This window comes from Anaerostipes rhamnosivorans (genome assembly GCF_005280655.1).
Lineage (GTDB): Bacteria > Bacillota > Clostridia > Lachnospirales > Lachnospiraceae > Anaerostipes > Anaerostipes rhamnosivorans.
On record NZ_CP040058.1, the window covers coordinates 1,790,402 to 1,815,113 of the forward strand.

Consider the following 24,712-nt stretch of genomic DNA (forward strand, 5'->3'; position numbering starts at 1 on the left):
ACCTAGACGGTCAGTATGTTGACTTGCCACATATCCATATGCTAACTACTCCCTCACGGGTTTTTTAATTGTTGATAAATATTACCATTGTTCTATTGGGTTTGTCAACTGCTTTTCTGCAATCTTTTCGTTTAGAGACAGCGGACCATATCCCTTGTAATCTCCTCCAGAGAATTTGCACCGCACATGGCCATGGTATCCTGAAGCTCTGCTCCAATTTTCTCAATATATGTATGGACACCCTCTGCTCCGCCTCCGTACACGGCGGTCACAAACGGACGGCATATAATGACCCCGTCTGCCCCTAATGCCAGCGCCTTGAAGATATCGGCTCCGGAACGCAGTCCGCTGTCAACCAGGATTTTCATAGAGCCGTCTACTGCTTCTGTGATTTCCTCCAGCACTTCTGCCGTGGCCGGGCACTGATCCAGAACACGCCCTCCGTGATTGGACACAACGATGGCTGAGGCACCCGCCTCCTTGGCTTTTAGCGCACCCTTGACCGTCATGACACCCTTTACGATGAAAGGCAGTCCGGATTCTTTGATGATCTCTGCCAATTCTTCTACCGATTTTCTTCCAGCGGGAGGTGTCATATTCTTTAAGAAAGGAAGCCCGGCTGCGTCCACATCCATCGCCGCCGCAAAGGCACCGCAGCTGTGAACCTGAGAAAACTTCTCCCGTATCGTCTCCAGATTCCATGGTTTTACTGTGGGTACACCCATACCGCCGGCTGCCTTGATGGCCTGAGTGGCTGCCGTCATCACTTCCGGATTAACTCCGTCACCGGTAAAAGCAGCAATTCCCGCTTGTGCACAGGCCGAGACCAGGATCTCATTGTAGGACACATCTGTGTATTTATCACCATAGTGAAGATTTACAGCGCCTACGGGACCGGCAAAAAACGGATAACGAAATGTCTGTCCAAACAATTCAAGTGCGGTGCTCACCGGCTGGTTTTCAGACAGGGTATCCATATTTACCCGTATTTCCTGCCATTTCTGATAATTGCGGATCGCTGTGTCCCCTGATCCTTTAGCTCCCGGTCCAGGGATCTGGCTGCCGCAGGCTTTTCCGTTGCACACAGGACAGGCCTTGCAGTAAGCCCCCATACAGGTTCTGGCTGAAGCCAGCAATTCTTCATAAGTCATATGATCCTCCAATCTGTTTTTAAAATGTGATTTCATTTTATCATCAGGCACAGGAAAAGGCAATCAACTCTCTGCGAAGGCTGAAAGCCATAAAAACAGTGACCGCAGCGGCCAGAACGTCAGCAGCAGGCTGGGCATAAAGGATTCCGCTGATCCCTACAGCCGCCGGAGCTGCCAGGATGATAGGAAGAAAACAGATCCCTTGTCTGCAGGTTCCCAGGATAAAACCCTCTTTTGCCTTTCCAAGCGCGAGATAAAGGGAGGAATATACTGTATAGAACCCAAACACAAAAAATGACAGTCCGTTTGCCCTCAGTGCTTTCCGTCCCACATCGATCATGATAAGGTCATCCTTTGTAAACTGGGATATGATAGATGTAGAAAACAAAGCAACAGACAGACCAAAAATGACACAGAAGACGGTTGACCATAGGACCATGGTCCGAATGGCCTCATGCAGGCGGTCATACTTTTTTGCCCCGTAATTAAATCCCGCAACAGGCTGAAAGCCTTTGATAAACCCAAACACCATCAGGCTTCCCATAGAAATGATCCTTGAGGCATCCCCCATCCCGGCGATAACGGAATCTCCGTAACCGTGGATCTTTGCCTGCATACTGACTAAAGCGATGGAAAGGCTGGTCAGCAGCTGGAATACTAGCGTGGGAATGCCGATCTTAAAAATCTCAGACAGGATCTCCCTTGAAAAACAGCATTGTTTCAGGCGGAAGCTGAAATTGCTTCTTTGGCTGAATATATAGTACAGATATACCAGTGTAGAGACAAACTGTGAGATGGCTGTGGCTGCCGCTGCTCCGGCGATTCCCAGATTCAGAACATAGATAAAGACCGGATCCAATATGATATTCAGGACAGCGCCTGTCAGTAGTGCGCACATGGTAGTTTTTGCGGCTCCTTCGCTGGTTACGATATTATTCATTGTGACATTAAACACATTAAAGATGGATGAGATCAGATAAATGCCCGTATAGGTCAAAGCATAGGGCAGTATGCTGTCGGTGGCACCCAGTACTCTCAGGACCGGCTCAAGGAAGAGTATGGTGCAGAGGATCAGGACCGCCCCTGCCAAAACACTGCTGTAAAGAGCTGTGCTGGCAACTTTATCTGCAGTTTCCTTGTCGCCTCGGCCTAATAATCTGGAAATGTAGGATGCAGCGCTGTTGCCAAACAGCAGGCCTAATCCCACGACGATCTGCCCAAGGGGAAAGGCCACTGTGATGGCCCCTGTCTGGCTGGTACCCAGCCCTCCCACAAAATAGGCGTCCACCAGGTTATAAAGCGCATTGACCATCATCCCGATCATGGTCGGAAGCCCTAATGCCAACAGCGCCTTTGGGATTGGCGCACTTCCAAGTAATTGTGTATTCTTGCTCGGTTTACTCATAGTTTTTTTCTCCTTTTCTTAATCTAAGATATACTACTATAATTTATAGCAATAAACAAACACAAAGTTGATAGTACTATAAATTATAGTATCTGTCAACATTTCTATTATAGATGTCTCATAAAATGAATAAGTCCAAAACTACTTTTTTGTTACCTAAGATGGACTTTGATAAACCATTGTATGTAACAGAACATAAAAAAACATCCATGGTACAAGAGCTTTTTTTTTACTCTTGTTCATGGATGTTTTTTATGTTCTGTTATTCGTATGATAAAAAAGATGAACTTCTAAGTATCTTGTTTTTTATACGCAGACTTGCTTCTACATGTATGATCCAATGTCTGGAGAAAGGCATCTGTATCAATACTCCAATTAAAATCGCTATCGTTTCGCTTTTCTGTATCCTGCCTGCTGTGCTTCCTTTTCACTCTGGAACTTCACAAGATACTTAGAGGATTTCATCTTTTCATAATCTCTCTGTCCGGGGCAGTGATAAACTTTGGACCTGGAATTACCGCAGATATAGCTTGAGGTACTTTCATGACTGCTTTTTTTGGAAGATGTGCTCTTTTGGCCGGATGCCGCTTTTGAAGCCGTGCTCTCACCTGTTTTGTAGTCAATGGATATACCTGGCTGTACATTATAGACAAAGACATTAAACTCCACTGCTTTTCCTTTATCCTCCACAGATTTAGCTTCCATCTGGACACCTTTTGCTACCAGATCCTTCTTTTCATAGACTGGAGTGACCCGGTACAGAACATGGTTTCCAGTTTCCTTTACATAGTCGGCCACCATGTCTTCAAACGGCAGCATCCCGTCCACGTTCATGGCTCTGGTTCCGGTGATGAGATTCTTTTCATTTGCATTTTCTCCGGTGAGCTGATAGCCGATCAGGTGACAGCGGTTATAGAGATACTTGCCGTCTACGTTGTTGTATTTGACAGTATGCCACCCGGTAGGCTTCACCATTCCGATGGCTCCGCGCTTTTTGGTGGGCATGATGTCTTTTCCGATGTTTGCCTGTGCTGTGCCGCATCTGCCCAGGGAATCCAGTTTACTGTAGGATTCGTAGGATTTGGATTTTAAATCCTTTGAAGTAAAATCAGGGCTGTTGTTATTTAGCTCCACATACATTTTGCCCGAATAGTCGGGGATATTGTCTATGGATACATTCTGTGTTTCGGTTTTTGCCGTCTCTTTGACAGCTGAATCGGTTTTGTCCGCTGGCTGGCACGCTCCGAGGCTGAATACCAGGATCAGGGTCAATAATGCGGCTGAGATTCTATTTCGCAGTTTCATAGTGATGTTTCTCCTTTGTATATCTTTCTTTTGTGATATGATGGGTGGATCCTTCAAACTCCTCTGTTTCTTCCAGATGCCATGCCGACAGATCCAGGTCAAAATACAAGTCTGCCGGATAGATCTTATTCCAACGGAAAAGGATCAATTCATTAATTCGGTCCTCATAATCCCTTACCGTGCAGTCTTCTACCAGACAGTAATCCCCGGTGTCTGCCTTTTCTAAGAAATCATCGCAGACCACAGCGTTTGGGATATCTTTATAGAGCCCATAGGTGTAAGAGTTCATATATACTCTGGATTCTTTTACCATGTCTTTCATAAAAGCCCTGAGCCCACGGTCCTGGCTCTGCCTTCTGCAATGGAATAATAGGCCGTTTTTGTCATCCAGACAGGTGATCAGTTTCATGACAGGTTCTCTCCTTTCTCTCTAGGCAGCTTCTTCCCTTGTGACCTTGGTGATCCACTTCCAGCGGTGCAGCCTTATGAATACAGGGATTGCTTTATAAAGCTGATCCCATTTCAGCAGGAAGAAGACGACGATCGGGGGCAGATGCAGGACAAAGGCGGCAAAGATGGAGATCGGCAGAAGGATCAGCCACATGCTGATCAGGTTCATTTTCATGCTGAAGCTGGTGTTGCCTCCCCCGCGGATAATACCGTTGTCACAGGACATCTGATAAGCGGTCCCAACGGTTGTCACCGACAGTATTGCCATAAACTGCATGGAAAGTGCCTTTGCCTGCGGGGAGATCTGATACAGGGACAGGACAGGTTCCCGGATCAGGAAAATGGCCAGTCCCGATAGAATACCGATGGAGAGGAATAAAATCTCCAGGGTTTTTACCATAGGTTTTATATTCTTTTCTTTTTCCTCCCCTATGGTCCATCCGATCATGATTCCTGAGGCGCTGGCAGAGCCGTAGACCACCACCGTGATGATCTGAAATACAATGGTGGCTATGGAGTTGGCCGCAATGGCCGGGGCTCCTAAATGTCCGAGCACCCCGGTCTGTGCCATCTGGGCGAGGCCCCACTGTGCCTGGCTTGTGAGTACCGGAAGTGCGGTCCTTTTATAGTCTCTGATGTACGACCGATCGATGAAGACCAGCTTTTTTAAGGTCAGATTCAGGGAATGTTCCTTATATTTTAAATACCAGATCACGATCAGAAGTTCCACCGTGCGGGAACATAGCGTCGCAACGGCTGCGCCCCGGATACCCAGCTCCGGAAATCCAAAATTGCCGTAGATCAGGCATGAGTTCAGGATCATATTCAGGATCAGCGTAGATGCTGAGATGATATATCCTATTTTAACGATCCCGACGGATCTCAGGGATGCCGTCAAAATATTAGTCACTGTAAACATCAGGTAGGTAAAGCAAATGATCTGCAGATACTTTACTCCTTCTGCAATGACAGCGGCGTCATTGGTGAGAAGGCCCAGGATCTGTCCTGGGAAGAACAGAATCAGCAGAAACATGACTGCAGCAATACCGCCGCCGAAGCGCACTGCGGTCCCGATGGTATGTACGATGGGCTCAAACCTGCCTTTTCCGAAATACTGGGTTCCCATGACCACTGCCCCTTCCGAGGCACCCACCACCAGCATCTGTAAAAAAAACTGTATCTGGTTGCACAGGGCCGAGCCGGACAAAGCCGTCTCACTGTAAGAACCTAGCATCAGGTTGTCCGCGAGATTGACACCGTAGGTGAGCAGATTCTGCAATGCCAGCGATAACGTCAGCAGAGCGAAGGTTTTATAAAAAGATTTTTCAGATATCATATTAATACTCTCATCTTTCCTTGATAATTATCTTTATTATACCAAAAAGCAATCAAGATATCTTCACTATATTGTATAAATTTAAATTATTTGATAGTCTCATAATAATGAATGGATAGAAAAATGATCCATGATAACGTCTCATGGATCATTTATTCTGCTTGTCTTACTTTTGAAAAGGGTTTTAACATTTTCAAAGAAAGCTGATTTTTAAATTATCCCAGCTTACCAGTCTTTCCAGTTCCGCTTTTGCAGATTAAAATGTACCTTGTGCATAATAGCCAAGTGTTATGGTTATGTTAGCGTGTCCCATGAGATATTGCAGAGTATTAGGGTTCATTCCTTTGTTTTCCATATTCGTATAATAGGTATGTCTGAATGAATGAGGTGTGATGTTCGGTAACTTGTCCTTTAGGCAATCCCTCGCGGTTTAGGAATAGGAAATTACTGTAACCAGCCATAATCAGCGGTTGTGCTTTTCCTCTGTTCTTTAGTATTCTTTGGAGTGCTTGATAAGCTCTTTCTGCCAATGGAAGTTCTCGTTTTCCGTTCTTTGTTTTTGGAGTATCAATATAGTAGCCGATTTCGATATCTCTTAATAGCTGGTGGTACATATTGAGTATTCTGTTCTGCATATCAATATGCGTTGTCAATCCACAAAATTCAGAAATATGAATATCATTACCGCCTTTCCGTTATAACGTGAAAAGTGTTTGTTCCTCTTTTCGCACCATATAGGGAATTGCAGGTGTGATTTGCTAATTTGAAACCGAAAAAATTAAAAAAATTATTTGCACTAAAAAAGCCCGCACAAAACATATGGTTTGTACGAGCCTTTAAAGCTGTATTGCATTCAATTTTTTGTAAAGATTTATTAAATTGTATTTGATTGTATGGAATTGTACTTAAAGCTTTCCATAACATTAGCCCCCTTAAAGCACTTTCTAGTATCTAAAAACATCATTCTTCAACATAACAGATTTCAATAAACCTTAATACATCTTGTCGTCCTCGCTATCTTTTGAACGATTGTTAGAATTTCTCCTTTGGTTATACTTCTTCATAATTACAATTTTAAGTAAGCCAACGACAATCAAAACCACAACAATGATAATCCACCAGTATTGTTCCATACCTACTTCCCCCCTTTCCCTTTCAATAGTCTTAAATCATCTTCCCTGTCCTACGCAGAATAGAGAAGTTCATTCGTATTAACATGTACCATACAATGTTTACATTGTGGAAAGTTGTTTTCAATCGTTTGATGGACTCCCTCAGCAATTCTATGAGCGTCATAAAGAGCTAAATTACCATCAGCTAATATTTCAATATCTACATACATTTTCGCTCCAAACATGCGGGTTTTTAATTCATCAATACCATCAACCCCTTGCTGCTGAAGCACAACTTCCCTAATCTTTGTTTCAGTAGCATTGTCACAACTATGGTCTACCATTTTGTTAATGCTTTCTTTGAAAATGTCCAAAGCAGCTTTTAAGATACAACCGCAAATCACAACGCTTGCAATAGGGTCGAGAATAGCATAGCCTAAACGCGCTCCTAAAATGCCAATTAAGGAACCAACCGACGAGAGTGCATCAGAGCGGTGGTGCCATGCGTCAGCCATAAGTGCGTCAGAATTTGTATGCTTTGCAGCACTTCTTGTAAACCAGTACATCCACTCTTTTATAACAATGGATAAGACTGCCGCCGTAAGTGCGATTCCACTAGGAGCAGAAAGCGTATTGTACTGTTCTGAAAAGATTTTCTTGATACCTGAATATCCAATTCCAGCACCTGTTATAGCCAATGCAACAGAAAGAATAATGGAAGCCACACATTCCATACGTTCATGCCCATAAGGATGTTCTCTATCAGGCTGTTTTTCTGATATTTTAATTCCAACCATCACAACGATTGTGCTTAATACATCAGAAGCCGAGTGTACAGCGTCCGACAGCATGGCACTTGACTTTCCTATATATCCGGCAACAAATTTAAGTAGCGATAAACTCAGGTTGAGGATTAGTGTGATTTTGGAAACCTGAATAGCCTTATTTACATTTTTGTTTTGCAGAAGTCTACCTTTTTCCATAATATGACTCCTTATCCTGCCAGCTTCCGAAACAGACGTTTTGTAAGGAAGTAGTACCAGACTAAAGCTACCACCAATCCTATGGAGAAATAAAGAACCGCTTCATTCTGCATGGCTTTCGCTACCCAAAATGATGGAAGGAAGCCAACCGCGAACTGGTAGTAACTATCAATAAAAAAGGGGGCTGGTATTCCGAGTAATGTAAGTGCAGCTAGTTTTGTAACTGCCATACCCTCTAATTTATTGCTTGATAATGTAATAATCATAAGTGAAACAATAATTGCCTGTACTGAGCCGAGAAGCGCCAAACATATTGTCATTCCAATGGACAACTTTTCTAATGAAAAAAGTAACAGTACAATAAAAGCGATGATTGCCGAAATAATTGAGGGTACTCCCAACCTTGTAAAGAGATACCCCGACTTACCAAGAGGGGTAATCGAAAAGTACCGTGACACTTTATCGTCGATTTCCTCTAATGTAATCATTGCAAATGCAAAGCAGAGCAATACAGGAGCCATGATTGAAAGTAATAAATCAAAGATTGGATAGTATGCTTGCAAAGAAAAATCTGTTATTCTTTCAAGAAAGGGAATACCGAATTTAATCAAAGTTCCCATGACAAAAGGCGTAAAACAAGCTGCAAACATCATAGGGTCGCTCTTGATTTGTCTAAATACCTGTATGGTACTGGATAATATCCTTTTCATAGCTTTACACCTCCTAAACTTCTCCACATATGCTTAACTGTATGTCGCGCAACTATGTAGAGGATAATCAACGTAGCAATTACAAGTACCATATCAAACGATAGTAAAATACTTTTTCCAGTTATGAGGTTCATGCAAGCTGTGAACGGAAAAAAGCGGAATATATCTGGTAGCTTTACAAACAGACCAACGATAGGTGGAACAAAGCAAACAATTTCTATCGGCATAATCACAATGAGAAATTGGTTCAAGTTTGAAATTTTTGTAGCCGCAATAATTCCAAGCATAGTAAAGATTGCTGATGTCAAAGCTGTACCAATTGCGATACTAAGTAACTGATTGCTACCGGAAACGAATCCTAATATCATTGCAATTACTGTAGATATGGCAATTAACGCAACTGTTTTTGAAAGTATGTACTCCGATACTTTTACAGGCGATACTACCATAGCATTTAACACCTTTTGACTTTTTTCCAAGAGGACAATCGCTCCCATAAAAAACAATCCCATTGCTGCCGGGTCAGAGTATATCATGATAGAAGCAATATCCGTTTTCCAATGTCCCGTCAAAGCGGCAATCCCACACACATATAAAACTGTTAATATAAAGTAGATAAAATAGAAACCATATTTCCATTGGAAATGTATATCACCACAAATTAAACGTCCCAATCTCATTGAAGTGTCCTCCCTGTAATATCAACAAAAATATCATTTAATGTAGGCTCACTACTATGAATAGAAAGCAAACGGTTTTCGGAAATTAAACTTTTTAACAATTTATCTTCTGTGGTTCTATCAAGCAGACATTCTCCGGTTTTCTCGCCTTTATCATAGTAGGTATATTGTATTTTGGCAGCTCCCCTTGACATAATCAAATTATGCGGGCTATCCAATGCACTGACTTTTCCGGCAACGATAAAGGCTACTTGGTCACATAGCTCTGTTGCGTCAAACATATTGTGAGTAGTAATGATAATCGTTTTTCCGCGTTTCTTTTCCGCAAGAATAATATCTTTCATTAAACGATTATTTGTAGGGTCAAGGCCGCTTGTAGGTTCATCAAGGAATAATATATCAGGGTCATGGACTAACGCTTTAATGAAATTCAAGCGAGAACGCATACCTTTGGAAAAGTCAGCAACTTTTTTGTCCCCATCATTTTCCAAGCCTACCATATGCAATAATTCATCAATAGACCGAGGTTGCTTTTCATATAGAGAAGCAAAATAGGCGAGATTTTGTCGTGCGGTGAATTTCTCGTAGCAGGTTGAAAATTCAAAGTCTACTCCAATATTTTCATAAAACCGATTTGTATGCTCCCTTATTTCTGTACCTGCAACTTTTACGCTGCCTTTATATCTTGTATTAAGCCCAGTTAAAACTTTTTGAATAGTCGATTTTCCAGCACCAGAGGGTCCTAAAAAACCGAAAATTTCTCCTCTCCCAACATGGAAACTTACATTCTCAACAAACGGTTTGTCAGTATAGCTAAAATACAGTTTTTTTACATCAATCATTATTATTTCCTCCTCTAACTTTATGACGTTTATAGACATATAGTCATATAAACTGTAAAAAATTTGTTTGGCTACCTGCCTGTCAAATAACCAAACAAAATTGTTACTCTGCTACTACTTGCTGAATAATACCATTCACTAAAAGATTTTGTATCATATTCAGTTCTTCGTCCTCTTTGAATTGTTCCAAACAGGATAAAACAGAATACAGAGATTTTATGATAACCGTATGCGGAACCAAAAATACAACTCCTAAATCTTCCAGTATCTCCAATATACGAATATCACTGTACATATGATTTTCAAAAATATCTGACGATATTTTTCTTTGCAGATAGTCCATTAAAGATAAATCAATCTGTGAAAGAATAGGCGAAGTAATCACCCCCGTTAAACTTAGCATAATAACGTCCTTTGCTAAATCTCTTTGGTTCTTATACTTTTTCTTTTTAATGGTTGTTTCTATACTTGTAAATAACTCTTTTTGTAAGCGAAAATTGATTTCAACATATAGATGTTCTTTACTGGGATAAAAAGCATAGAAAGAACCTTTTGATATGTTTACAGCAGCTACTAAATCATCAACTGTTACTTTTTTTAAGCCGTGTAATGCAAACAGCTTTTCTCCCTCTATCAAAAGTTTACTGTTTATGATTTCTTTTTCTTGTTCCGTAAATCGTGGCAAACTCATGGCCTCCTTATGACTAAAATATTTGCATCGTCATAAAAAGTATAACATTTTCTGATTATATAATCAATATGCTATCCAAGATATTTATGCAAGGTAGCTTCCAATGCGTTTATTGTAGTGTCCGTGTCCTCATTAAAAATCATGTGACGATTAAGCTCTAAAGTAAGTAATTCCTTTTGCGGTACATGAATTAAATCAAATACTTTGTTGGTATAATCAAGGCTAAAAAGCGGATCGCCTTTGGCAGTAATTAAAATAACAGGACACTGTATAGCCCCATTCTCCAGGCACGATAAGTCAGCATTAAATAAGCTGGCGACAAATCTTAAAGGATAATAAGGTAAAAGCATAGGGTCATTTAAGCAATCTTGTTTTGCCTGTTCACTATAAAATACTCTGTCATAGTCTAAATAAGCGTCTCCTGGAACCTTGTAGTTAGGCAGCAATTTTCCACCTACACGAAAGCCCCACTGTATCAGCCCCATAAAACGGTGTGACCATGCGGGATATTTTGTTAAGCTCATAGTTTCTTTTAATGTAGTTAGCATGATATTATGTGGAAAAACGGCTTTTAACCTTGTGTCCCTACCCGCCGCCATTGCAGCTAAAATCCCACCTTGACTGGAACCCATGACAGCTATGTTTTCACCGAATTTTTCTATTCCGTAAGTTGTTGCGTCATATACATTATGCAACATATCTTCCATTGTATAATTTTTTTTGAGTTTAGGGCTTTTTCCGTGTGAAAGATAGTGAACACCTATTATATTAAATCCTCTTTCACTCAATCCACATAGAAAATTCTCATACATGAGAGGGTGTGACATAGTACCCGGCAAAAAAACAATGGTAGGACTACTTCTTTCTGTATACCAAATAGAAAGTGTTATCGGAACATTATTTGAAGCAATGTTAACTTCTTTATACATACCTTATAACTCCTATATGACCGATTTGATTTTATAGTCATATCATAACTTATTGCAAGCAGAAAGTCAATAGCTATAAATATATGATTTATGGTAAATTGTAAAGAAAAATTTCATTGCTTAAAATACAATGAAATCTCAAGGTTGTTGTTTTTCCAGCTTCAACCTTTAAGGAATATACTGTTGTATCAACCTTAAAACCCAAAGGTGCAGACAGTTCTTTAATATATACAATAGTAGCTTTTACCTCCACAACGCTCGTATTTCCGCTTTCATCAGTCGTAAGGGTGGCAAGCTGTTTTGTGCAGTCCTTATCAGAAGAGACACCATAGGTTCTACCAGCGATAGAGTAATTTCCGTTAACGTCTGTAATGCTGGTATTACTGGAAGTCTTTTGCAGTTTCGCATTTCCTACATTCAGTTTCGCCCAGAATTGTCCTAATTCCTGCCCCTCGCCAGAGTAGATATAACCGCTACATTCATGGCGTTCTTTATTTTCTTTGACAAAGACCAATCGAACCGTCATTCATTACTTTTTCATAATTCTAATGCTCCTTTCATTTTGGGTAATAAAATAGCTGTCCAATAAGAACAGCTGGAAATAGAAGCGGATAATCAGATTTGTATTGCGTTTTTATAAAAAAATGACATATTTTTCAAAAATTTAATGATGCACTAGACAAAAGAAAGTCCGTGAGAATATTCCACGGACTTTCTTAGATGATAAATGATTGGAAAATGTACAGATCATAAAATATTTCTGATCACTTCTCTTTTTCTGCGATGACCTGTTTGAGCAGATCCACGGTCTGGTCAATGCCTAAAAGACTGCTGTTGATACAGAAATCGTAGGCTTTGGCATCGCCCCATTTGTTTGAGCTGTAATAATTATAATAGCTGGCCCTCTGTTTATCCTTCTTTAGAAGAGCTTCCTTGCTTTTGGCTTTCGGGATTTCATATACTTCTTCAATCCGTTTGATCCGATCTTCAAAAGGAGCGTGGATAAAAATACTCAGGCAGTTATCAAAATCCTCCAGTGCATAGTCGGCACATCTTCCGACAAAAACACATGGACCTTTGCTGGCTATGTCCTTGATGGTGTCAAATGCGGCCAGAAATACTTTGTGGTTCAGCGGAAGGTCAAAGGAATTGGCGTTATATCCTAAAGAATATGGGTCCATGACAAGGGAATATAAAAAGCTCGTGGTCGGCTTCTCATCAAAGCTTTCAAATATCTCCTCACAGATTCCGCTTTCCTTTGCTGCGACTTTTAATAACTCCCCGTCATAAAAAGGAATATTCAGATCCTCTGCAAGCTTTTTCCCTATCAAATGCCCGCCGCTTCCGTACTGTCTTTCAATCGTAATAATCGTCTTTGTAGCCATATGAACCGCTCCCTTCTTTTCAGTAACTTCATTTAAGTTACATCCATTATACCGCATCTTGGGAAAAAAGTACACCCAGGGGCGTACCGTATTTTATACGGTTTCTACTACATAAGACCTTCTTTTTTTATCCATTCCCTGGCAAAATCAGCATCTTCTTTCATCTGTTTTGACAGACGCTCCAATGAATCAAACTTCATTTCCGGACGCTTAAAACAGAGAAGCTCCACAGAAATAGGTTTGTGATAAATATTCTTATCAAAATCCAGGATATAGGTTTCCACACCCATATGTTTCTTGCCTTCAATAGTAGGTTTTACTCCAATGTTGCTGATGCCATAATAGACCTGGTCTCTGATGGTGATTCTGGAAACGTAGACTCCGTTGGGCGGAAGCAGTTTTTCAGGATTCGGGATCTGATTAGCGGTGGGAATTCCCAGAACATCCTTGCCCATATGGTTTCCCTTTACAACAGGACCGTAGACGAGAAACGGGGAGGTAAGAAGGCGGTTGGCTTCTTCAATCCTGGCTTCTTTAAGCAGACTGCGGACACGGCTGCTGGAGACAATGCCGCCGTTTAATTCCAGCTTTGGAATCACGATCAGTTTAAAATCATACTCTCTCTGCATTTCCTGTAAGAGTTCCACGTTGCCCTGGCGTTTATAACCAAAGCCGCAGTCATCCCCTACCACTAGAATCTTCATTCCGACCTTTTTGATCAGTATTTCAGTGACAAAATCCCTGGGGGAGAGCTTGGAGAATTCCTTTGTAAAAGGATGTTCAATCAGGACATCCAGTCCTTTTTTTGCAAGTAAACGTTCTTTTTCCTCTTTTGAATAAATCATATGATAGTTTTCTGACTTCAGGGTATTGACTGGGGGACGGTCAAAAGAAAAGACAACCGTTTGATATCCCTGTTTTTTGTATTTCAACAGCTCGTCAAAAATAAGCTGATGTCCTTTGTGCAGTCCGTCGAATTTTCCAAGCGCTACCACAGAGTTATGAAATTGAAAGTTCTCCGTTTGATGTATGTATTCCATAGTGCTCCTTTCAGTAAAATATTTTATCCGGAAAGTACATGCTCTTTTGGTCTTTCCAGTCATAAATCCCGATGAAATGGCCGTCTTCATCATAGATTTTAAGACGCTGTTCTGTGCCTACAGGCATTGTAAAGCAATCCTTTTTCAGCGGATTTCCATTATACAAAATCTTGGCATGCTGTTTTTTCACTGTGCGTTCAGGAAGATCTGAAAATATCTGGTCCGGAGGAATGACCGCCTCCATGATCCTGTTCTCCCTCATGAGTTCTTCGATCTCTTCCAGTGTATGGCTGCCTGACTTATAAAAACCACTGGCAGCGGTGCGCTCCAGTGCAGTCATGCAGGCTCCGCATCCAAGCTTTTCCCCTATATCGCGTCCGAGACTGCGGATATAGGTGCCTTTGCTGCAGACCACAGTCATGTGGATATCCGGAAGATCAATCCTCAAATCGTTGATCTCAAAAATGGTGACAGGGCGTGTCTTACGCTCGATCACCCTGCCTTCTCTGGCAAGCTCATACAGCTTTTTACCGCCCACTTTCAGGGCAGAATACATTGGCGGCACCTGCTCATAGTCTCCTACAAACGAGAATACAGCGTCCTCAACCTGTTTTTCGGAAATATTGACTTCTGACTCTTCAGTGACTGTCCCCCATATGTCTTCGGTGTCTGTTTTTAATCCGAGCCGGAACGACGCCCGGTACTCTTTTTTTTTGTCGGTGAGCATGTCGCAGAGCTTTGTTGCTTTGCCCAGACAGACGGGAAGCACACCGGTGGCCTGCGGATCCAGGGTACCGGTGTGTCCTATTTTCTTTTGTTTTATGATGCCTCTGAGCTTGGCCACCACATCGTGGGAGGTAAAGCCGGGTTCTTTGTATACATTTAAGATACCATTTATCATAAGCACCTCTATAATTGTTTTTGGATTCTTGAAAGAACGGTATCGGTCACCTTAGCAAGATCCGCTTTCATGCTGAAGCCGGCGGCACGGACATGTCCTCCGCCCTTAAATTCTTCAGAGATAGCAGCCACGTTTACCTTTCCGTTGGAACGCATGCTGACTTTATATGTGTCAGCATCCAGTGCGTATAAAAAGACTGCGGCCTCCACGCCTTTTGTGACTCTGAGCTGATCGATGATACCGTTGGTATCTCCAGAACCAGCTTCCAGCTGCTTCATCTCTTCGCCTGTAAGATAAGAAAGGATGACCTGTCCGTCTTCATACAGACAGCTGTTTAATAAAGCCTGTCCAAGAACCCTGTTCTGGGTAAATGTCTTTTGGTAAAATGTCTCGTCGATCACTTTGGAAGTGTTAATCCCCTTGGAAATTAGATCTCCTGCATACTCCATGGTCTGTTTTGTCGTATTAGAATGTTTGAATACACCGGTGTCATGTACAATACCGGTGTAAAGACAGTAAGCACAATCCAGCGAAATATGTTCAGGATCGAACAATTCATATAGCACTTCGCAGGTGGCGCTGGCCTGGGGTTTTAAAATATATTCCTGTCCTATACCCTTGCTGCTGATATGATGATCGATACAAAACGTCTTAGCAGCATGTTCATACATGGAGATAAAAGGTTCGATCCGATCCAGTGAGCTGCAGTCCAAAACAAAAAACAAGTCATATCGGACCGCTTCTGCCTCTTGTCTGATAGAATCTGCGCCGGAAAGAAACTGGAATTCCGGTGCGGGTAATTCAAGATAAACAGCGACAGTTTTTCCGGGGAAATTATCTAAAATGTACTGCCGAAGCCCCAGACAGCTCCCAATGCAGTCACCGTCCGGATGGATATGGCCGGTGATGGCAATGGAATCTGCAGCTTCGATGGATGATATGAATTCATTCATGATCGCTTCTCCTATTTGTTCAGTTCGTCAATCTTTTTTGACATTTCCACTCCGTATTCAATGGAATCATCCAAAACAAAAGTGATTTCCGGGGTATTCCTGAGATTGATGGAATGGGCCAGTTCTCTTCGGATATAGCCGACAGCGCTGTTAAGGCCTGCTAGTGTATCGTCCTTTGCTTTTTGGTCACCGAGGACACTGATATAGGCTTTGCACTGTTTCAAGTCGGAAGTGACCACGGCATCCACCACGGAAGTCATAGGCGCGATGCGTGGATCTTTGATCTCCCGGCTGATGATGCGGCTTAACTCCCGCTGTACTTCCCCATTGATTCTAGTATTCTTAATGCTGTTCTTTCTCATTGTTTCCCTCCTGTCAAGAAGGCTTATCTAGGGATCTCTTCCATAATATAGGCTTCAATCTGATCGCCTTCCTTGATATCATTATAATTTTCAAGTACAAGTCCGCATTCAAATCCGGTCTTGACTTCTTTTACGTCGTCGTTAAAACGCTTAATAGATCCAAACTCACCCTCGTGCAGAACAACGCCGTCGCGGATCAGTCTTGCAGTGCTTCCTCTCTGGATCACACCGTCCAGGATATAAGAACCTGCAATGGTTCCCACACCGGATGCCTTGAATGTCTGGCGTACCTCGGCATGGCCGATGACCTTCTCTACATACTCCGGCTCCAGCATACCCTTCATGGCTGCCTCGATATCTTCAATGGCATTGTAGATGACACGGTATAACCTGAGATCTACTTTTTCGCCCTCAGCGGCATCCTTTGCGGCAGGGTCCGGACGCACGTTGAATCCAATGATGATGGCGTTGGATGCAGATGCAAGCATAACGTCAGATTCTGTGATGGCACCGACTCCGCCGTGGATGACCTTGACTGCGACTTCCTCATTGGAAAGCTTGGAAAGGCTCTGTTTTACAGCCTCCACAGATCCCTGAACATCCGCTTTTACAATAATATTCAGATCTTTTACGCTTCCCGCCTGGATCTGGTCAAACAGATCATCCAGTGACAGCTGTGATTTTGTCTCAGAGAGCATTTTCTCACGGCCGTATGCAATAAACTTCTCTGCAGTGGATCTGGCTTCTTTTTCATTTTCCATTGCCATGCAGACTTCACCTGCAAACGGCACTTCGCTCAATCCAAGGATTTCCACAGGAGTTGACGGTCCTGCAACTTTGACACGTTTTCCCTTGTCATCGATCATAGCTCGGACTTTTCCGTGAGCGCTTCCCACCGCAATAGCATCTCCAACGTGAAGGGTACCCTTCTGTACCAGTACAGTTGCCACAGGACCACGTCCCTTGTCAAGCTCAGCCTCGATGACGATTCCTCTCGCTTTACGATTTGGATTTGCTTTTAACTCCAGCACTTCCGCGGTAAGGGAGATCATATCTAAGAGATCGTCGATTCCCTCTTTGCTGTGTGCGGATACCGGACAGAAAATGGTTGTTCCGCCCCAGTCCTCAGGGATCAGTTCGTATTCTGTCAGTTCCTGTTTTACACGCTCAATGTTGGCGCTCTCTTTATCAATTTTATTGATGGCTACGATGATCTCAACACCTGCTGCTTTTGCATGGTTGATCGCCTCGATGGTCTGTGGCATAACACCGTCGTCCGCAGCCACAACAAGGATCGCGATATCGGTAGACTGTGCACCTCTCATACGCATGGATGTGAAAGCCTCATGTCCAGGTGTATCCAGGAAGGTGATAGTTCCACTTTCCGTCTGTACCGTATAAGCACCGATATGCTGTGTGATCCCGCCTGCTTCACCAGCGGTGACACGGGCAGAACGGATGGCATCCAAAAGGGATGTTTTACCATGGTCAACGTGTCCCATAACGCACACAACCGGAGGTCTGGTCACAAGATCTTTTGTATCTTCTTCGTCATCATCCTTTAATAGTTCTTCAATGACATCCACGGTTTCTTCTAATTCCACGATACGGTCATACTCTAAAGCGATCTCTTCTGCACGTTCAAAATCCAATTCCGTGTTGAGGTTCACAAGGCCGCCGCCGGAGATCAGAAGCTTTTTGATGATGTCATTTGCAGGAATATGGATCGCCTCCGCAAACTCTTTTAATGTCAGGATCTCAGGAATCTTTACTGGTTCACTTGGATCATATTCCGGTTTCTTGACCGGATCCGGCTTGATGAAAGCTCCCGGTCCTGTCTTTTTCTTCTTCTGGGTATTTTGATTTTTATTGTTGAACTTATTGTTTCTGTTCTTTTTGTTGTTTTTGTTAAACTTATTGTTTTTATTCTTCCCATTCTGTCCGTTATTATTATTGGAGAATTTCTGTGAATTCTGAGGATTTTCTTTTTTCAGGACCTTCTTTTGGCCTCCCTGATTCTGGCTGCCGTCTTTATCCTTCAGCTGTCCCTCCGGTTTTTTGCCGCCACGGTTCTGGTTATTCTGACTGTTCTGAGGTCTCTGCTGTCCTCTGTTCCTCTGCTGGTTTCTGGATTTGTCCTGACGGTTATCCGGTCGGTTTTCTTTTTTGGCCGGTTTCTCTTCTTTTTTTGCTCCAAGGGCCTTTTCAATGACCGCTACCTGGGCATCTTCCACCGTGCTCATATGGTTCTTTACTTCGATATTGTTTTTCTTTAATATTTCAATGATCTCTTTACTTTGTTTGTTATATTTTTTAGCTATCTCATGGACTCTAGGTTTTCCCATAGATTGCACCTCCACTATTCATTCTGACTGTTTTCTAGTTTCCCGCGAATGGCCTTTGCAAATCCTTGATCTTCCACAGCTACCGCCGCCCGGAATTCTTTTCCGATGGCGTGGCCCAGTTCGCTTCTATCGCTGAAAAAATACAGCGGCACATGATAATATTCGCACATATTCTGATACATTTTTTTCGTATTGCCGGAAGCATCATTGGCCGCAAGGACCAGGCATGCATGGCCGGACTTCACAGACTTTTCCACTGCAAATTCACCGCTGACCAGATTTCTTGACCTGGCCGCAAGCCCGAGCAGAGACAAGACTTTATGATTCAAGATCTATCATCTCCTTTTCCAGTGCGTCATAGACTTCCTCGGAGATCGATGTCTTAAATGAGCGGTCAAGCCCCTTGGACTTTCTGGCCTTTTTCAGACAGTCTAATGACCGGCAGATATAGGCTCCTCGCCCGTTGGATTTGCCTGTGGGGTCGATAAAAATATCTCCTTCTTTCGGCTTTACTACTCTTACAAGATCCTTCTTTGCTTTTGATTCCTGGCATCCAATGCACTTTCTCATGGGCATCTTTTTGTTCATACGATCACATCCTATTTTTATTCATCCAACGATTCAGATTCTTCAGTGAGAAGTTCTTCTTCCACGGCATTCTCATCATCGTAGGCCATTGCCTCCTCTGCCGCTTCCTCCTCAGTAAATTCTTCTGTCCATTCCATATCCTGATCTTCTTCCATATCCGGATGCATCTGGCGGAGTTCTTCTTCCTCCTCAGCCTGGGACTCACTCTTGATATCGATCTTATATCCTGTCAGTCTTGCCGCAAGCCTTGCGTTCTGCCCTTCTTTTCCGATGGCCAGAGATAACTGGTAATCAGGAACTACTACCTGGGCGCTTTTTTCTTCTACATCCACGGATACAGACACAACCTTTGACGGACTTAATGCATTTTCAATGTAGACACAAGGATCTTCATTCCAGTTGATGATGTCGATCTTCTCTCCCTTTAAGTCGTTGACGATCGCATTGACTCTGGCACCATTCATGCCGACACAGGCACCTACAGGGTCTACGTTGGGTTCGTTGGACCAGACCGCAAGTTTTGTCCTGGAGCCTGCCTCACGGACAATGTTCTTGATCTCCACGATGCCGTCCTGGATCTCCGCCACTTCTTTTTCAAAAAGGCGTTTTACCAGATCCGGATGTGTGCGGGAGACTAAAATCCTCGGTCCGCGGTTTGTGTCCTTGACTTCCACAATATAAAGTTTGATCCGTTCTGTAGGCTGGAACACTTCTCCTCTGATCTGTTCAGACTTCATCAGGAGAGCGTCTGTCTTGTCATCTAAGCTGACGCTGACATTTTCACCCACATAGCGCTGTACCACGCCGGTGACAATGTCTTTTTCTTTGCAGTAGAAATGGTCAAAGACCACTCTTCTCTCCTCTTCTTTGATCTTCTGCACGATAACACTTCTGGCATGCATCGCCGCGATCCTTCCGAAATCCTTCGGGGTGATCTCCACACGGACAATGTCTCCCAGCTCATACTTAGGATCCATGGCTTTTGCTTTGGCAAGGCTGATCTGTAGTGCCGGGTCAAATTCCTCCCCGTCCGCAGTCTCCACGACTTCTTTTTCAGCATATACCACAATGTCTCCGGTCTCACGGTTCATGTTTACGACCACATTGTCCGCATTTCCAAAGTCCCTTTTGCATGCAGCAACCAGAGAGTTTTCAATCGCTTCCATAATGACGTCTTTATCAATATGTTTCTCTTTTTCTAACTGGTTTAATGCATCAATTAATTCACTCATTTTTTCTGTTGTCCTCCTTAAAAATCTAATGATAAACGGGCTGATGCCACACTTTTTGTTTCAAATTCCTGATCAGCGCCATCGATGGAAAGTATGATCTTTTCCTTTGAATACTCTTTTAAAATGCCGGTGAATTCCTTTTGCTTATCAATGGCTTTATATAGTTTGATATCCACCGACTGTCCTATGCTTCGCTGGAAGTGTTTTTCTTTTTTTAACGTTCTTCCAAGTCCCGGTGAACTGACTTCCAAAATGTATGCGTCTTCGATAAAATCATCAGCATCCAATTTGGCTTCCAGTGCCCGGCTGATCAGCACACAGTCATCGATACTGATTCCACCTTCTTTGTCTGCGTAAACACGCAGATACCAGTTGGCACCCTCTTTTACGTATTCCACATCCACAAGTTCGAAGTGGTTTTCATCAATGATCGGCGCAACCAGTGCTTCTGTTTTCTGTTCTATTTCTACTCTTCCTGCCAAGTTGATCCTGCCTCCTTTTCCGCGCAAACAATAAGAGTGGACTTTCGTCCACTCCTTAAGTTCATCCTATATGTTATTAGTTATTATAGCACTTCGGTTTTCAGAATACAAGGGTTTGCATGGAAAATCTTATTTGAGACCGTTTTCTCTTCATCTTCTGCTTTTTTTATAAAAGAGTTTTTCGTAAAGCCTGATGTTTAAATATCAAACAGTGAGAGCTGCTCTGCCTCTGGCTGCTTTTTCCCTGCGGACTCATCGTTTCTATATTTTTTGGGAAGGGCCGAAAGAAATTCAGAGCTTTCTTTCCGTGTCATAAGGATCAGGTCCTCCTTTGCCCTGGTCATGCCCACAAAGAACAAACGGCGTTCCTCCTCTTTATCCGCCGGGTGCACAGGAGATTCCAAAGGGATGCTGCCCTGCTTCACACCGGCTATAAAGACCACCGGGAATTCCAGGCCCTTGGAGCCGTGAAGCGTCATTAAGGTGACCGCATCCGAAGTATATTCTCTCTCGCCGCTCCGTTTTAGATCTCCTTCTGTTCCGAGTAAAAGGTTGGACAGAAAGGCAGCCATATCATCGTGGAACAGGGTCATTTTACTAAGGCTCAACAGGAACTCGTCCTCTGTGAGGCTGTTTTTTTCCATCCACAGGTTCAAGATCCTGTCCGGCCGTTCCGTTTTCATCAGCAGTTTGAATTCTTCTGCCAGCTCCCCGCAGTCAGGAAAAGCTTTCAGGGCAATGGAGAGCGCCTTTGAATCTTTTTCATTCAAAAGATACCGGAAAAAGGAGGTTGTTCCCTTTACCTGCTCTTCCTCAAGAAAGCTGTCCTGTCCGGTGATGACACATGGAATGCTCTCCTGTCTTAGACATTTTTCGATAGCCCTGGCCTGATGGTGGGTGCGGTACAAAACAGCGATTTCTCCAAATCCCCTGGGCCGTTCTGACTTGGCCGCATAGTTCTGGGCATCCATCATATCCATCCCTCCGGTGAGGCGGTTGATCTCTTTGGCGATAAAGATGGCCTCGGACCAGTCGTTCTGGACAGTGACCACACGCACTGGGCTTTTGCTGTTCCTGACTGCCAGAAGACGGCGTTCCTCCCCGGGATTTTCACTGATGACGGAGAGGGCGGACCCGATGATCTCCGGCGTGGAGCGGTAATTCTTCTTTAAATAAATGGTTTTAAGATCCGGCATTTCTTCCTTAAGCCTGTCAAAGCACCGGGCGTCCGATCCACGGAAACCATAGATAGACTGGTCTGGATCTCCGATGACAAACAGCTCTTTTCCACGGCGGGACCAAGAGAGGACCAGACGGAACTGGATATCATTCATATCCTGCATTTCATCTACAAGGAGATAAGAAAATTGACTGGTCTGTTCCGGTGCCGCATCACTCTGTGACAGCACCTTAAGGAGCAGGTCGTCAAAATCCGTAAGCCCCAGTTCATCCATGACTTCCTGATAGCAGTCTGCCTCTTCTGTTGTGGCAGAATCCTGTCCTTTTATGTTGTTTTTATAGCTGGAGATCTGTTTTAAGAAGTTCTTTGGCTTTTTATCTGACTTAAGACGGGTCAATGTCTCCTCTGCCGCCTCCAAAAGCTCCGCGGAGTCGGCCAATACGATCTCTTCTCCCCTCTGCCTGAGCAGATGGAGACAAATAGAGTGGAAGGTCCCTATGGTCATATCCTGCGTATGTACTTCTTTCCCAAGTCTATTGTCCAGACGTTCCCTCATCTCCGACGCTGCCTGGTTCGTAAATGTAACAGCTGTGATCTGAGCCGGGGATACTCCGCGTTCCTTCACAAGATAAGCGATCTTGTCTATGAGTGTTTTTGTCTTGCCAGTCCCGGGGCCTGCGATCACAGCCACTGCTCGGTGTTCGGTGACAACAGCCTCCTGCTGTTCTTCATTGACGCCGGAGTCCTTTTTTGACAATGCTGATGGCTTTTCGGCCGGTTTCTTTTTCTCTTTTTTTACGGGCTTCTTTTTCTGCTTTTTCGGTTCTGCCGTGGCTGCGATTCCCAGAGCGTCAAAGAAGGTCATCTGCCCGTTGATGGCGTCGATCTCATCCTTTTCTATGAGATGGATCTTTCCGTATTCACCGTCAAATCCAGGTTCCCGGCGGACTTCCTTTTTCCTTAAGCGACGGATACCTTCTTCCACACAGGCGCCGGCGCTGTGGCGGATGTCTTCCAAAGGCACTTCCCGCAAAATATGAAATTCCGGCCCTAGTTCCGCAAGCATCTTCTCAAACTGGGCATTGACCTTTTTTCCTGCGGCGGACATGCCTGTGGATGCACCGATGACCTCAGGGAGAGGGACCAGGCTCTCAAAGGGTTTTGCATCCGCTCTCATGTATCCTTCACCCCGGTCGGCCAGCTGTTCCACCCGGTGCTGAACCCCGATGGTTATTTTCTTTCCGCAGACTGGACAGATACCGCCGTATTCTTCTGTCTCAGAAGGAGTCAAAACCAGATTGCATTTCCTATGGCCGTCAAAATGATATTTGCCTTCCTCCGGGAAGAACTCAATGGTTCCGTAAAGGCCTTTTCCCGTCTGGATCGCTTCTGTCAGAGAAGGATAGGAAAGGTCAATGTCCATCAGATTGGCCTCCCTGCCGAGCTTACCGGGAGAGTGGGCATCGGAGTTAGAGATCAGCTGGAAAGAATCCAGCGCCGACAGTCTCCAGTTCATAGGAGGATCAGAGGATAAACCGGTTTCCAGTGCATGGATATGCCCAGTCAGATCTTCAAAGCATTCCTCTATAGTGTCAAAGCCTGAAAAAGCGCCGAAGAGGGAAAAGTGGGGTGTCCATATGTGGGCGGGCACCAGCACAGAATCGGGGGATATATCCAGCAGGATTTCCAGCAGGTCTCTGCTGTCCAGCCCTAAGATCGGCCTGCCGTCAGAGTGGATATTGCCGATGGTCTCAAGCTTGGCGGAAACCTTGGATGCGGCATCCAGTCCCGGCAGCAGGATTAGGTTATGGATCTTTCTCGTCTTCTCATTCTTTTTATAGATGGAACTAATCTCTCCTGTGATTACAAAACGCGGCCTTTTTCCATCCGAAGCGATTCCGTCCCGTATCCTGAATTCTTCCTTCAGGACATAGAGACCTTCCTCCGCAGGCTCCAGTTTCTCGGCTAATTCTTCCCTCCAGGCCGGATGGGTAAAATCACCGGTGCCCACAATATCGATGCCTTTTCTTCTGGCCCAGAGCTCCAGATGTTCCGGGTCGCAATCTTTGCTGGTGGCTCTAGAATATCTGGAGTGGATATGTAAATCTGCAATGTACATCATGATCTCCTTCTTGTGTAATCGAAAAACAATTCAGCTGTAATGAACAAAACAGACAATCAAAAAAGATCATCTGTTTTATATGAATACCTATAAAATTATTTGCAGAATTTAATTGAAAAAAGATACAGCAACGGGAATACAAATCCACCCAGACTGGAAACAGTAAAACCGTTTGCAAATAAGTTAAAAATAAATATGATGATAGCGGCAGCTAACAACCCAATCGCAAGATTAAAACAGGTTTCCCCAAATTCAAAATGTTTTGCTGCTTTTAAGCCGTAAATACAGCACACTATTTCAAGTGCCCCAAAGATGATACAGATGACAAGATATACACTCAAGATTACGCCGCTCAGCTTCACCTGCTCCATGGCCATCTGCATCAACTTACCACTTGTCAGCAATGTGACATTAGAAACAATGTTTAGTATCCCGGCAATCAGCAGGATAACACTCATAATTGTTAACATCATATTTCTCTTATTGTTCATATATTTCTCCTAACTTGTCGATAATGGAATTATTTTA

At 43.5% G+C, this 24,712-nt stretch carries 23 protein-coding genes and 2 pseudogenes; all 25 read right to left on the reverse strand.

Annotated features, from left to right (window positions below; all coding sequences use genetic code 11):
• Positions 1-131: 131 nt before the first annotated feature.
• Positions 132-1,151 (reverse strand): alpha-hydroxy-acid oxidizing protein, encoded by a 1,020-nt coding sequence (locus AR1Y2_RS08870; RefSeq protein WP_137328640.1) that lies wholly within the window; start codon positions 1,149-1,151, stop codon positions 132-134.
• 43 nt (positions 1,152-1,194) lie between these two features.
• Positions 1,195-2,556, reverse strand: a complete 1,362-nt coding sequence (locus AR1Y2_RS08875) for an MATE family efflux transporter (RefSeq protein ID WP_137328641.1) — start codon at positions 2,554-2,556, stop codon at positions 1,195-1,197.
• Between the two features lie 384 nt (positions 2,557-2,940).
• On the reverse strand, positions 2,941-3,861 hold the full coding sequence (locus AR1Y2_RS08880) for a DNA/RNA non-specific endonuclease (protein ID WP_137328642.1): 921 nt from the start codon (positions 3,859-3,861) through the stop codon (positions 2,941-2,943).
• Entirely contained in the window at positions 3,845-4,270 is a 426-nt protein-coding gene (locus AR1Y2_RS08885; protein ID WP_137328643.1) for a hypothetical protein, read from the reverse strand. The genes AR1Y2_RS08880 and AR1Y2_RS08885 overlap by 17 nt, the downstream gene beginning before the upstream one ends.
• A 21-nt stretch (positions 4,271-4,291) precedes the next feature.
• A complete protein-coding gene (locus AR1Y2_RS08890) occupies positions 4,292-5,647 on the reverse strand; it encodes an MATE family efflux transporter (protein ID WP_137328644.1) in 1,356 nt (451 codons plus the stop codon).
• 256 nt (positions 5,648-5,903) lie between these two features.
• Positions 5,904-6,324 (reverse strand): annotated as a pseudogene (locus AR1Y2_RS08895) (site-specific integrase); the annotation flags it as partial.
• Between the two features lie 506 nt (positions 6,325-6,830).
• A complete protein-coding gene (locus tag AR1Y2_RS08905; protein ID WP_137328645.1) occupies positions 6,831-7,742 on the reverse strand; it encodes a cation diffusion facilitator family transporter in 912 nt (303 codons plus the stop codon).
• Positions 7,743-7,753: 11 nt separating this feature from the next.
• Positions 7,754-8,452: an ABC transporter permease gene (locus tag AR1Y2_RS08910; RefSeq protein ID WP_137328646.1), complete on the reverse strand. Its 699-nt coding sequence runs from the start codon at positions 8,450-8,452 to the stop codon at positions 7,754-7,756.
• On the reverse strand, positions 8,449-9,132 hold the full coding sequence (locus AR1Y2_RS08915) for an ABC transporter permease (RefSeq protein WP_137328647.1): 684 nt from the start codon (positions 9,130-9,132) through the stop codon (positions 8,449-8,451). The genes AR1Y2_RS08910 and AR1Y2_RS08915 overlap by 4 nt, the downstream gene beginning before the upstream one ends.
• Positions 9,129-9,974, reverse strand: a complete 846-nt coding sequence (locus tag AR1Y2_RS08920) for an ABC transporter ATP-binding protein (protein ID WP_132276891.1) — start codon at positions 9,972-9,974, stop codon at positions 9,129-9,131. The genes AR1Y2_RS08915 and AR1Y2_RS08920 overlap by 4 nt, the downstream gene beginning before the upstream one ends.
• 103 nt (positions 9,975-10,077) lie before the next feature.
• Positions 10,078-10,659: a TetR/AcrR family transcriptional regulator gene (locus tag AR1Y2_RS08925; RefSeq protein ID WP_175403623.1), complete on the reverse strand. Its 582-nt coding sequence runs from the start codon at positions 10,657-10,659 to the stop codon at positions 10,078-10,080.
• Between the two features lie 77 nt (positions 10,660-10,736).
• Positions 10,737-11,594: an alpha/beta fold hydrolase gene (locus AR1Y2_RS08930; protein WP_137328649.1), complete on the reverse strand. Its 858-nt coding sequence runs from the start codon at positions 11,592-11,594 to the stop codon at positions 10,737-10,739.
• 136 nt (positions 11,595-11,730) lie between these two features.
• A pseudogene (locus AR1Y2_RS08935) lies at positions 11,731-12,102 on the reverse strand (SpaA isopeptide-forming pilin-related protein); the annotation flags it as partial.
• 256 nt (positions 12,103-12,358) lie between these two features.
• Positions 12,359-12,979, reverse strand: coding sequence for a cytidylate kinase-like family protein (locus AR1Y2_RS08940; protein WP_137328650.1), 621 nt, complete (start codon positions 12,977-12,979; stop codon positions 12,359-12,361).
• 107 nt (positions 12,980-13,086) lie between these two features.
• Positions 13,087-14,019 (reverse strand): bifunctional riboflavin kinase/FAD synthetase, encoded by a 933-nt coding sequence (locus AR1Y2_RS08945; protein ID WP_137328651.1) that lies wholly within the window; start codon positions 14,017-14,019, stop codon positions 13,087-13,089.
• Between the two features lie 10 nt (positions 14,020-14,029).
• A complete protein-coding gene (gene truB, locus AR1Y2_RS08950) occupies positions 14,030-14,920 on the reverse strand; it encodes a tRNA pseudouridine(55) synthase TruB (RefSeq protein WP_137328652.1) in 891 nt (296 codons plus the stop codon).
• Between the two features lie 8 nt (positions 14,921-14,928).
• On the reverse strand, positions 14,929-15,873 hold the full coding sequence (locus AR1Y2_RS08955; protein WP_137328653.1) for a DHH family phosphoesterase: 945 nt from the start codon (positions 15,871-15,873) through the stop codon (positions 14,929-14,931).
• Positions 15,874-15,884: 11 nt separating this feature from the next.
• Entirely contained in the window at positions 15,885-16,235 is a 351-nt protein-coding gene (gene rbfA, locus AR1Y2_RS08960; protein WP_034549369.1) for a 30S ribosome-binding factor RbfA, read from the reverse strand.
• 23 nt (positions 16,236-16,258) lie between these two features.
• Positions 16,259-18,580 (reverse strand): translation initiation factor IF-2, encoded by a 2,322-nt coding sequence (gene infB / locus AR1Y2_RS08965; protein ID WP_137328654.1) that lies wholly within the window; start codon positions 18,578-18,580, stop codon positions 16,259-16,261.
• Positions 18,581-18,594: 14 nt separating this feature from the next.
• The gene (locus AR1Y2_RS08970) at positions 18,595-18,909 is read right to left on the reverse strand and encodes a L7Ae/L30e/S12e/Gadd45 family ribosomal protein (RefSeq protein ID WP_137328655.1); all 315 of its coding nucleotides are present in this window, start codon (positions 18,907-18,909) and stop codon (positions 18,595-18,597) included.
• A complete protein-coding gene (rnpM, locus tag AR1Y2_RS08975) occupies positions 18,899-19,168 on the reverse strand; it encodes an RNase P modulator RnpM (RefSeq protein ID WP_137328656.1) in 270 nt (89 codons plus the stop codon). The genes AR1Y2_RS08970 and rnpM overlap by 11 nt, the downstream gene beginning before the upstream one ends.
• Positions 19,169-19,185: 17 nt before the next feature.
• Positions 19,186-20,400: a transcription termination factor NusA gene (gene nusA, locus AR1Y2_RS08980; RefSeq protein ID WP_137328657.1), complete on the reverse strand. Its 1,215-nt coding sequence runs from the start codon at positions 20,398-20,400 to the stop codon at positions 19,186-19,188.
• Between the two features lie 17 nt (positions 20,401-20,417).
• A complete protein-coding gene (locus tag AR1Y2_RS08985) occupies positions 20,418-20,882 on the reverse strand; it encodes a ribosome maturation factor RimP (protein ID WP_137328658.1) in 465 nt (154 codons plus the stop codon).
• A 197-nt stretch (positions 20,883-21,079) separates the two neighbouring features.
• Complete coding sequence (locus AR1Y2_RS08990; protein ID WP_137330232.1) at positions 21,080-24,181, reverse strand: UvrD-helicase domain-containing protein; 3,102 nt, start codon at positions 24,179-24,181, stop codon at positions 21,080-21,082.
• A 98-nt stretch (positions 24,182-24,279) separates the two neighbouring features.
• Entirely contained in the window at positions 24,280-24,675 is a 396-nt protein-coding gene (locus AR1Y2_RS08995) for a hypothetical protein (protein ID WP_137328659.1), read from the reverse strand.
• Positions 24,676-24,712 lie beyond the last annotated feature (37 nt).

Excerpts from the sequence above, each read along its gene's own strand:
- AR1Y2_RS08990 (WP_137330232.1), bottom strand. The coding sequence starts at position 24,181 with ATGTACATTGCAGATTTACATATCCACTCCAGATATTCTAGAGCCACC.
- AR1Y2_RS08875 (WP_137328641.1), bottom strand. The coding sequence starts at position 2,556 with ATGAGTAAACCGAGCAAGAATACACAATTACTTGGAAGTGCGCCAATC.
- AR1Y2_RS08870 (WP_137328640.1), bottom strand. The coding sequence starts at position 1,151 with ATGACTTATGAAGAATTGCTGGCTTCAGCCAGAACCTGTATGGGGGCT.
- AR1Y2_RS08945 (WP_137328651.1), bottom strand. The coding sequence starts at position 14,019 with ATGGAATACATACATCAAACGGAGAACTTTCAATTTCATAACTCTGTG.
- AR1Y2_RS08940 (WP_137328650.1), bottom strand. The coding sequence starts at position 12,979 with ATGGCTACAAAGACGATTATTACGATTGAAAGACAGTACGGAAGCGGC.
- AR1Y2_RS08910 (WP_137328646.1), bottom strand. The coding sequence starts at position 8,452 with ATGAAAAGGATATTATCCAGTACCATACAGGTATTTAGACAAATCAAG.
- truB (WP_137328652.1), bottom strand. The coding sequence starts at position 14,920 with ATGATAAATGGTATCTTAAATGTATACAAAGAACCCGGCTTTACCTCC.
- AR1Y2_RS08885 (WP_137328643.1), bottom strand. The coding sequence starts at position 4,270 with ATGAAACTGATCACCTGTCTGGATGACAAAAACGGCCTATTATTCCAT.
- AR1Y2_RS08890 (WP_137328644.1), bottom strand. The coding sequence starts at position 5,647 with ATGATATCTGAAAAATCTTTTTATAAAACCTTCGCTCTGCTGACGTTA.
- AR1Y2_RS08915 (WP_137328647.1), bottom strand. The coding sequence starts at position 9,132 with ATGAGATTGGGACGTTTAATTTGTGGTGATATACATTTCCAATGGAAA.
- AR1Y2_RS08880 (WP_137328642.1), bottom strand. The coding sequence starts at position 3,861 with ATGAAACTGCGAAATAGAATCTCAGCCGCATTATTGACCCTGATCCTG.
- AR1Y2_RS08930 (WP_137328649.1), bottom strand. The coding sequence starts at position 11,594 with ATGTATAAAGAAGTTAACATTGCTTCAAATAATGTTCCGATAACACTT.
- infB (WP_137328654.1), bottom strand. The coding sequence starts at position 18,580 with ATGGGAAAACCTAGAGTCCATGAGATAGCTAAAAAATATAACAAACAA.
- rbfA (WP_034549369.1), bottom strand. The coding sequence starts at position 16,235 with ATGAGAAAGAACAGCATTAAGAATACTAGAATCAATGGGGAAGTACAG.
- AR1Y2_RS08905 (WP_137328645.1), bottom strand. The coding sequence starts at position 7,742 with ATGGAAAAAGGTAGACTTCTGCAAAACAAAAATGTAAATAAGGCTATT.
- rnpM (WP_137328656.1), bottom strand. The coding sequence starts at position 19,168 with ATGAACAAAAAGATGCCCATGAGAAAGTGCATTGGATGCCAGGAATCA.
- AR1Y2_RS08995 (WP_137328659.1), bottom strand. The coding sequence starts at position 24,675 with ATGAACAATAAGAGAAATATGATGTTAACAATTATGAGTGTTATCCTG.
- nusA (WP_137328657.1), bottom strand. The coding sequence starts at position 20,400 with ATGAGTGAATTAATTGATGCATTAAACCAGTTAGAAAAAGAGAAACAT.
- AR1Y2_RS08920 (WP_132276891.1), bottom strand. The coding sequence starts at position 9,974 with ATGATTGATGTAAAAAAACTGTATTTTAGCTATACTGACAAACCGTTT.
- AR1Y2_RS08955 (WP_137328653.1), bottom strand. The coding sequence starts at position 15,873 with ATGAATGAATTCATATCATCCATCGAAGCTGCAGATTCCATTGCCATC.